Below are 9727 nucleotides of genomic sequence, written 5' to 3' on the forward strand. Positions count from 1 at the left end.
GTTTTTAACCTACATTTTTACGTGCGTTGCGGAACATACGCATCCATGGGCTATCCTCTTTCCACTCATCTGGGTGCCACGAGTTAGCAACAGCGCGGAACACACGCTCAGGGTGCGGCATCATTACAGTGGCACGGCCATCAGTAGAGGTAATACCGGTAATACCTTCTGGTGAACCATTTGGGTTAGCCGGGTATTGCGTTGTCGGATTACCGTAGTTATCTACAAATTTAACCGCAACAGTGCCGCTTTCAAGCGCAGCTTTAGTGGCGGCATCGTTTGCAAATTCTGCATGGCCTTCACCATGAGATACAGCAATTGGCATACGCGAACCAGCCATTCCATTAAAGAACACAGACGGGTTTTCTTGTATTTCAACTAAGCTAAAGCGTGCTTCAAAACGCTCTGACTTATTTGTTACAAAACGTGGCCAATGCTCAGTACCCGGAATTAACTCTTTCAATGTTGATAACATTTGACAACCATTACACACACCTAAGCTAAAGGTGCCTTCACGGTGGAAGAAATTTTGGAACTGATCGCGTGCCATATCGTTAAACAATATAGACTTAGCCCAACCTTCACCGGCGCCTAATACGTCACCATAAGAGAAACCACCACATGCCACTAAGCCTTTAAACTGCTCAAGGGTTAAACGCCCTTCGAGGATATCGCTCATGTGCACATCAACAGCGGCAAAACCAGCGCGGTTAAACGCAGCAGCCATTTCTAGGTGCGAGTTAACGCCTTGCTCACGCAAAATAGCCATTTGTGGTTTAGCACCCGTTGCAATGAATGGCGCAGCTATATCTTCGTTTAAGTCAAAGTTAAGTTTCACGTTTAAGCCTGGGTCTTTTGCATCAAACTTGGCATCAAACTCTTGCTTAGCACAATCAGGGTTATCACGACGTGCTTGCATTTGGTACGTTGTTTCGGCCCAAATAGTACGTAACTCAGTACGAGTATGATTAAGTACTGTTTGCTCACCACGGTTAAATACAATGCTATCGTCGCTATTAAGCGAGCCAATCACGTGGCTAATTGCAGCAACACCGTGTTGCTCAAATACAGCATTTACAGCACCTAAATCGCTGTTAGCCACTTGAATTACCGCGCCAAGCTCTTCGTTATAAAGTGCTTCTAGGTCTGTTCCGGTTAAACCAGCTAAATCAACAGTCACACCGGTGTGCCCAGCAAACGCCATTTCAGTTACAGTAGTAAATAAACCACCGTCTGAGCGGTCATGATAAGCAAGTAACTTGCTATCAGCGACAAGTGCTTGCATGGCATTGTAAAAGCCTTTAAGTAGCTCAGGGCTGTCTACATCTGGTGTAACATCACCAAGCTGTTTATAAACCTGTGCAAGGCTTGATGCACCCATGCGGTTTTTGCCAGCACCTAAATCAACTAAAACAAGCGAAGTGTCGCCTTTATCAGTGCGTAACTGTGGCGTTACTGTTTTACGTACATCGTCAACACGGCCAAAGGCTGTAATAATAAGCGATAACGGCGACGTTACTGATTGCTCAGCACTATCGTCTTCGTTTTTCCATGTCGTTTTCATCGACATAGAATCTTTACCTACAGGTATAGTTAAACCAAGTGCTGGGCAAAGCTCTTCGCCTACCGCTTTTACGGCTTCGTAAAGGCCGGCGTCTTCACCTGGGTGACCCGCTGCAGCCATCCAGTTAGCAGATAGCTTAATGTTCTCAAGGCTGCCTATGTTTGCACAAGCAATATTAGTAAGTGACTCAGCCACAGCCAAACGCGCCGAAGCTCCATAATTTAATAGTGCCGCCGGCGTGCGCTCACCCAGAGACATAGCTTCACCGTGGTAAGTGTCGTACGTTGCCGCAGTAACCGCACAGTTAGCCACAGGTACTTGCCAAGGGCCAACCATTTGATCGCGTGATACTAAACCGGTAACCGAGCGGTCACCAATAGTAATTAAGAATGTTTTTTCTGCAATTGTAGGTAAGCGTAACAAACGCTGCGCGGCATCAGCTACGTTAATATCGTTTGCATCAATGGCAGTGCCCGTTACTTGCTGAGATGTTACATTGCGGTGCATTTTAGGCGCTTTACCTAATAAAACATCAAGCGGTAAATCAACAGGACTGTTATCAAAGTGGTTGTCTGCTACGGTTAAATGGCGCTCTTCTGTGGCTTCACCAATTACTGCGTACTGTGCGCGTTCGCGCTTACAAATGGATTCAAAACGATCAAAGTCTTCAACCGCTACAGCCAGCACATAACGCTCTTGCGATTCGTTACACCAAATTTCATGTGGTGCCATGCCAGGTTCATCGTTAGGGATATCACGTAGTTGGAATTTACCACCACGGCCACCATCGTTTACCAGTTCAGGAAACGCATTTGATAAACCACCGGCGCCAACATCATGTATAAATGCAATTGGGTTTTCATCGCCTAACTGCCAACACTTATCGATTACTTCTTGGCAACGACGTTCCATTTCTGGGTTTTCACGTTGAACAGAAGCAAAGTCTAGGTCTTCGTTTGATTGGCCCGACGCCATACTTGATGCAGCACCACCGCCTAAACCAATGTTCATAGCAGGGCCGCCTAGCGCAATTAGTTTTGCGCCTACTGGAATCTCGCCTTTTTGAACATGATCAGCACGAATATTACCTAAACCACCGGCAAGCATAATTGGTTTGTGGTAACCACGTACCTCTTCACCATTGTGGCTTGTTACTTTTTCTTCATACGTACGGAAGTAACCCAATAAGTTAGGACGACCAAACTCGTTATTAAATGCAGCACCGCCCAGTGGGCCATCCATCATAATATCAAGCGCGTTGACTATACGACCAGGTTTACCAAAGTCGCTTTCCCACGGTTGCTCGTAACCCGGAATACGCAAGTTAGAAACCGTAAAGCCAACTAAACCGGCTTTTGGCTTAGAACCACGCCCTGTTGCACCTTCGTCACGAATTTCACCACCTGAACCGGTAGCCGCCCCCGAAAACGGTGCAATAGCCGTTGGATGGTTATGCGTTTCTACTTTCATTAATATTTCTATGTCTTCTTGATGATACGCATATTCACCTTGCGCGTTCGGGAAGAAGCGACCCGCTTTTGAGCCCTTCATTACTGCCGCGTTATCTTTATACGCCGACAATACATTTTCAGGGTTGTGCTCAAATGTATTTTTGATCATTTTAAACAGCGATTTTGGCTGTTCAATGCCATCAATTGTCCAATCAGCATTAAATATTTTATGACGACAATGCTCTGAGTTTGCTTGGGCAAACATAAATAATTCGATGTCGTTAGGATTACGACCTAGCTTTTTAAAGTTTTCTACTAGGTAGTCAATTTCGTCATCGGCAAGAGCAAAACCTTGCTCAATATTTGCGGCAGCTAATGCTTCGCGTCCACCACCTAAAATATCAACTGATGACATTTCACGCGGAGAATCATTACGGAACAACTGCGCTGCTGCTTCAAGCTCAGTATGAGTTGCTTCAGTCATACGGTCGTGTAATAAAGCTGTTACTTGTGCAAGTTGCTCTGCTCCTAGTTCACCTTCTATATAATAAGCAATACCACGCTCTACACGGTGAACCTGTTTAAGGCCACAGTTATGCGCTATATCGGTTGCTTTAGATGCCCAAGGAGAAATGGTACCAGGGCGAGGTGTAACTAAAATAAGTGTGCCAGCTGGGGTATGCTCGGCAATAGTAGGACCGTAAGTTAATAGCTTTTCAAGCTTGGTTTGCTCATCAACACTCAAAGGCGATGTTAAATCGGCAAAATGAGCATACTCGGCATATACGTTGGTGACTGGAAGTTGCGATTGTTTGCAACGCGCTAAAATTTTATTAACTCTGAACTCTGACAGTGCTGGTGCACCACGAAGGATCAACATAGATAATTTCATCCGGGGTTAGGGATTGAACGATATTTTAGGCACGCATTATAGTCCAATTAGCCATCATATTTAACTCCAAATTGCGCTTTTCATAAAATTAACTTTTTAGCTTTATTTATAATCCGTTTTAGCTAATAAAATAAAAGGGAAAGTGACGAAATGGCTAAGTTTTGTTATAACGGGTGTTAGCGTGTTAAAGGGGCACTCAATGTTCAAAGAAAAGCTAATAATAATCATCACTTTAGTTATGCTGTTATGTGCATGTAATATGCAAGAACAGCCAACTCAACTTGCCCACATCAAAGAGCAAAACAAAATACGTGTTGGCACGTTAGCAAGTGCGAGCAATTACTATCAAGCAGTTCAGGGCGAGCAAGGCTTTGAATATGAGCTTTCTCAGGCTTTTGCTGATTACTTAGGTGTTGAACTTGAAATAGTCCCCTTTTTTAATTTATCTGATATGTTTGATCGCCTTGAAAGTGGTGACTTAGACTTAATTGCCTCAGGACTTACTTACAACAAAACGCGTGCGGAGCAATATAGGTATGGCCCAACTTACAGAACAATCAGTCAAAAATTAGTATATAAACAAGGCCGCGTTCGTCCTCGTAAGTTTGACGATCTAGATGGAAACTTTACGGTTATAGCAAAAAGTAGCCACTCACTTACCCTGCAAAAAGCTCAAAAAAACAACCCATCACTCAGCTGGATAGAAAGTGAAGAATTTGACGAAGAAGAACTTTTACAAGCGGTTATAGATGGTGAAATAGACTACACCCTTGCTGATTCCCACACTCTTTCGTTATTTCGCCGGTATCACCCTAATTTAAGTATTGGCTTCTCAGTAAGTCATAATGATCCAATTGCGTGGATACTTCGCAAGTCAAAAGATGATTCTTTATATGCGCTGCTCGTGCCATTTTTTGGTGAAGTAAAACAAAACAACCAACTTTATGTACTCGAAGAAAAATATTTTGGTCATGTACGCCAGTTTAACTATGTAAATACATTGGCTTACATAGAAGCAATAAAAGAAACGTTACCTACATATCAGCCATGGTTTGAACAATATGCAGGAGATCTTGATTGGCGTTTATTAGCTGCTTTAAGTTACCAAGAGTCGATGTGGAACCCTCGCGCTAAATCACCAACGGGAGTTCGCGGTATTATGATGCTTACACGCATTACAGCTAAACAAGTTGGTGTAACAAATCGTCTCGAGCCTGAACAAAATATTCGTGGCGGTGCTCAGTATCTAAGCAAATTAATAACTCGTATTCCTGATAGAATTCCTCAACCAGACAGGACATGGCTTGCTTTGGCTGCTTATAATGTTGGTTGGGGTCATGTGAACGACGCGCGGATTATCACCCAACAACAAGGGGCAAGCCCAGATAAATGGGCCGATGTAAAAAAACGCTTACCGCTATTAATCAAAAAGCGATATTACCGTAATACACGTTATGGCTATGCCCGTGGCGATGTGGCTGTAAAATATGTTGATAATATTCGCAGATACTACGACGCGCTGGTATGGCTTGATGAAAACAATGCGATGACCGAAGAAAATATCACTACAGAGCGTGATGACACCAGCAATATAAAACAAGATGAATCGCCATAGCGGATTATGGATTAATGCGATATTTATTAATTATGAAAGTTTACGGCTTCAAAGTAGTGGGTAACTAAAATATCTGTTTACTTGTCATTAAATGATCACTAATGTGTGGTAATTGTATATTTCAATTTTTTCAAAGATATATCTTGTGCCTTTCTCACTCTCACGCATTAGGAGAACACATGCTAAAACGTAGACGCACACAAAAATTAAAAAGAAACGTTATTTATTCAACGGCGACACGTCGTCGTATCATGTTACGTGGTTTACACAAAAAAATAATTTGGCGTCGCCGTATGTTTGCTATGCAACAAATGGAAGCACAAGACACTATACCAGCGGGCAATTAATAATATTTCTAAGCCCCACGAGCAGCCTTTTTGGCTGCTTTAATTTGCGCCCTTCTTCGCTTAAAAAATTCAGATATAGTGTTACCACATTTGTCGGCTAATACCCCTCCAACAACTTCTACTTGATGGTTAAGCCTTGGCTCCTGCAGTAAATTCATAATAGAGCCAGCTGAACCAGTTTTTGCATCTGGAGCTCCAAATACTAAACGCTTTATTCTGCTATGCACTAATAATCCTGCACACATAGAGCATGGCTCAAGTGTTACATATAACGTGCAGTCAATTAAGCGATAATTATTGAGTGCTTTGCCAGCTTCTCGTACTGCAATCATTTCGGCATGAGCTGAAGGGTCATTATCAGTTATAGAACGATTGTATCCAGATGCTATAAGTTGATTATCTTTTACTAAAACAGCACCTACTGGGATCTCATTAAGCTGCTCGGCTTGTTTTGCATACAAAAGCGCTTGTCCCATCCAATAAACGTCGTCAAATGGCTTGTTCATTATTTCTTCTTAAATTACGTTTTATACTTTAATTATACCTAGTTAACATCCTAAAGCGCGGCAATGATTACTTTATTGCAAAAATAAAACACTATTTAGCTGTTAATAATGGCTCACTGACGCTGATTTACGTTATAATCTCTCGCTTTTTTTATTTAGCTCACAACACGGGTAGCGAATGAAATTTCCTGGACGCCGCAGGCATAAACATTATTTTCCAGTGGAAGCCAAAGATCCACTAACTAATCAACTTAACGCAACAGATAGATTACAACGTAGCTATATTACGGGTATCGATCAAATCGTTGTTGATATAGAAGCAAAAGTTGATCAAGCTTTCCTTGATGAGTTTCAACTACGCAGAGGTATGTCACAGGTTATAGACAGTGACATAACAAATGCTCTATACGACCGCTTAAAATTAAACGAAATGGTTGATTATGAATTTGCAGGTGGAACCATTGGTAACACAATGCACAACTATTCTGTACTTGCAGATGATCGCTCTGTTTTATTAGGCGTAATGAGTGAAAACATTAAAATTGGCAGTTACGCATACCGCTTTTTATGTAATACCTCAAGCCGTGTAGACTTAGATTATTTACAACCTGTTGATGGTCCAATAGGCCGTTGTTTCACTCTTATTGATGAAACAGGCGAACGCACCTTTGCAATCAGTGCGGGTTTAATGAATTACCTACGCCCAGAATCAATAGATAAATCGTTGATAGAAAACTCATCGGCTTTAGTCATTAGTGCATACCTTATGCGAACACAAGATGACGAAACCATGACAGATGCAACTATGCAAGCAGTTAAATATGCTAACGATGCTGGCGTACCTGTTGTTCTTACACTCGGCACTAAATTTTTAATTGAGCAAGACCCTGCTTGGTGGGCAAACTTTGTTGAAAAGCATGTAGATATTCTTGCTATGAACGAAGAAGAAGGCTTTGCTATTACAGGGTTTGAAGACCCGCTTTTAGCAGCAGACAAAGCACTAGACTGGGTAGATCTTGTTATATGCACTGCAGGTGAAAAAGGGCTATTCATGGCAGGCCATGTTGACGACAGCTTTAAACGTGAAACCGAATACCCACTACTGCCTGGTGCTATTGCAGACTTTAATCGCTATGAATTTTCACGCGCTATGCGTAAAGCTGATTGCGAAAACCCTATAAGAGCATACAGCCATACAGCTCCTTTTATGGGCGGACCCGACTCAATCAAAAATACCAATGGCGCTGGCGACTGTGCACTCGCTGCTGTACTACATGACTTATCAGCAAATGTTTATCATAAGCTTAATGTCGCTAACTCAGCAAAGCACGATCAACAAGCTATTACATACTCATCTCTTGCACAAATTAGTAAATATGCAAACAGAGCAAGTTATGAAGTACTTGTTCAGCACTCTCCCCGCTTATCGCGTGGATTACCTGAGCGTGAAGATTGTTTAGAACAGGTTTATTGGGAGCAATAAGCTCCCTTCATCTCTCTAAAAGATAGAAATATCAAGCTTTTTAGATAGTAGCTCTAATGCTGCTATTCCTGCTACTGAGTTACCAAACGAATTAAGCCCTGGGGAATAAACGGCTACTGTAAACTTATTAGGTAATACCGCAAGAATAGTTCCTGATACCCCTGATTTACCTGGCATACCGACCCTATACCCAAAATCACCCGCAGCATCATATAAACCACTGGTAAATAATAGTGAATTAAGCTGTTTATTTTGACGACTACTTAAAACCTGCTCACCAGATGGCTGATCAACTCCTTTATTTGCTAAAAAGCTATATGCCTTAGCGAGTTCAACACAATTAAGCTCAATAGAGCAAAAGTTGAAATACGACCAAAGCACATCATCAACGTCATTCTCAAAATTACCAAACGATTTCATCAAATGCGCCATAGCAGCATTGCGGTGTCTAAATTCATACTCAGAATTAGCCACTTTTTTATCAATCACAATGCCGCGATTACCTGATAGTAATCTGAATGTTTCGAGCATCGAATGCATAGGTGCAGACAAGCGGCTATAAAGCGCATCACAAGTAACAATAGCACCCGCATTTATGAATGGGTTACGCGGCACACCTTTTTCAAATTCAAGTTGCGTAAGCGAGTTAAACGCTGTACCAGAGGGCTCCTTACCTACCCTGCTCCAAAGTTCGTCACCATAACGCTGTAACGCCATGGTTAATGTCATCACTTTAGATACTGATTGAATGGTAAATCGCTGAGAACAATCACCTGCGCAAATGATTTCACCCTCAGTAGTGTATATGGCAATAGAAAACTGCTCAGGGTCAACCTCAGCAAGTGCAGGGATATAATCGGCTACTTTCCCTTTAGACAGTAAAGGGGCGACTTCTTGAGTAATTTCATTTAATACACGTTGGTAATCTGTAGTAGGCAATTAACACCTCAAATAGATTTAGCTAAATGAAAATTTTACCATGCCTCAGATTAAACGAGCTAGTTTAGTTAGATGAAATTAATTGTATTGTGAATTATGTTCACAATAAACAATCTAACGTGAGGATAAACGACAAGAAAAACAATTAATGATAAACACCACTAATTAGCAAATTAAATAACCTATTAATATTATCTAAACATAAGGCTATTATTAACCAACCCTTAAACTCTTTAACAGTAATATTTAATCAATCCCAGGTAGAAAAGCTGACGCTAATAGGGTTAAAGGTATCAGTTATTAGACAGAGATAAATAATATAACCTTGTTGTTTATATTATTACCTTACTTATAACTAGATCTTTTAATTATACGAATTAGTAAAGCTCGCCTTGTAATTGTAACTTAATTGATTTACTTCATTTCAAAATACAAAAAGCGTCACTTTACTGCAACAGGCTTCGCTTAATTAAAGTCGTTACACCACTCACTTGAATATCCGAGGGATAAAAAGTCATATTGCTGATAGCATACTTTAATTGTGTTGGTCGGCATTATATAAGCTCACTTTAGGATTGGTATTATTACTGAGCTGGGTATGCTTAACGCCAATTCACTAAACCCCAGACAGCAAAAAACCCGTTACATTGCTGTAACGGGTTTCTCTTAATTAAATCCTGGTAATGTCCTACTTTCACATAGCAAATGCTACACTATCATCGGCGCTGTTTCGTTTCACTACTGAGTTCGGCATGGGATCAGGTGGGTCCAAAACGCTATTGTCACCAAGAAAATTCTTTTCAATTTTCTTATTTTTATTAAGATTAAAGTCCTTCGACTGAATTTGAAGCCTGGTAATGTCCTACTTTCACATAGCAAATGCTACACTATCATCGGCGCTGTTTCGTTTCACTACTGAGTTCGGCATGG

6 protein-coding genes and 1 rRNA gene are annotated in these 9727 nt (G+C 41.3%); 3 read left to right on the forward strand and 4 right to left on the reverse strand.

Translation table 11 applies throughout. The annotated features are described in order from the left end of the window. Positions 1 to 4: 4 nt before the first annotated feature. Positions 5 to 3895 (reverse strand): phosphoribosylformylglycinamidine synthase, encoded by a 3891-nt coding sequence (gene purL, locus BCG07_RS11715; RefSeq protein WP_243531493.1) that lies wholly within the window; start codon positions 3893 to 3895, stop codon positions 5 to 7. 211 nt (positions 3896 to 4106) lie between these two features. On the opposite strand from purL, the gene mltF reads away from it, so the two are divergent. Together mltF and BCG07_RS11725 are read left to right on the forward strand one after the other, a co-directional pair. Continuing rightward, the gene (mltF, locus tag BCG07_RS11720) at positions 4107 to 5522 is read left to right on the forward strand and encodes a membrane-bound lytic murein transglycosylase MltF (RefSeq protein WP_010556929.1); all 1416 of its coding nucleotides are present in this window, start codon (positions 4107 to 4109) and stop codon (positions 5520 to 5522) included. Positions 5523 to 5701: 179 nt separating this feature from the next. Then, entirely contained in the window at positions 5702 to 5869 is a 168-nt protein-coding gene (locus tag BCG07_RS11725; RefSeq protein WP_006791597.1) for a hypothetical protein, read from the forward strand. 8 nt (positions 5870 to 5877) lie between these two features. Here BCG07_RS11725 and tadA read toward each other — a convergent pair whose 3' ends face one another. Continuing rightward, positions 5878 to 6375, reverse strand: a complete 498-nt coding sequence (gene tadA / locus BCG07_RS11730; RefSeq protein ID WP_243531495.1) for a tRNA adenosine(34) deaminase TadA — start codon at positions 6373 to 6375, stop codon at positions 5878 to 5880. Positions 6376 to 6553: 178 nt separating this feature from the next. Here tadA and BCG07_RS11735 point away from each other — a divergent pair, with 178 nt between their 5' ends. Continuing rightward, positions 6554 to 7858 carry an inosine/guanosine kinase gene (locus BCG07_RS11735; RefSeq protein ID WP_243531496.1) on the forward strand — a complete coding sequence of 435 codons (1305 nt, stop codon included), beginning with the start codon at positions 6554 to 6556 and terminating at the stop codon, positions 7856 to 7858. Between the two features lie 15 nt (positions 7859 to 7873). Here the strand turns inward: BCG07_RS11735 and glsB are convergent, their stop codons facing one another. Continuing rightward, positions 7874 to 8797 carry a glutaminase B gene (gene glsB / locus BCG07_RS11740; protein WP_276756486.1) on the reverse strand — a complete coding sequence of 308 codons (924 nt, stop codon included), beginning with the start codon at positions 8795 to 8797 and terminating at the stop codon, positions 7874 to 7876. 675 nt (positions 8798 to 9472) lie between these two features. Beyond that, positions 9473 to 9587: ribosomal RNA gene (gene rrf / locus BCG07_RS11745) — 5S ribosomal RNA — on the reverse strand. Positions 9588 to 9727: the final 140 nt, after the last annotated feature.

Source organism: Pseudoalteromonas sp. ESRF-bin5 (assembly GCF_002632075.1).
Classification (GTDB): Bacteria; Pseudomonadota; Gammaproteobacteria; order Enterobacterales; family Alteromonadaceae; genus Pseudoalteromonas; species Pseudoalteromonas marina.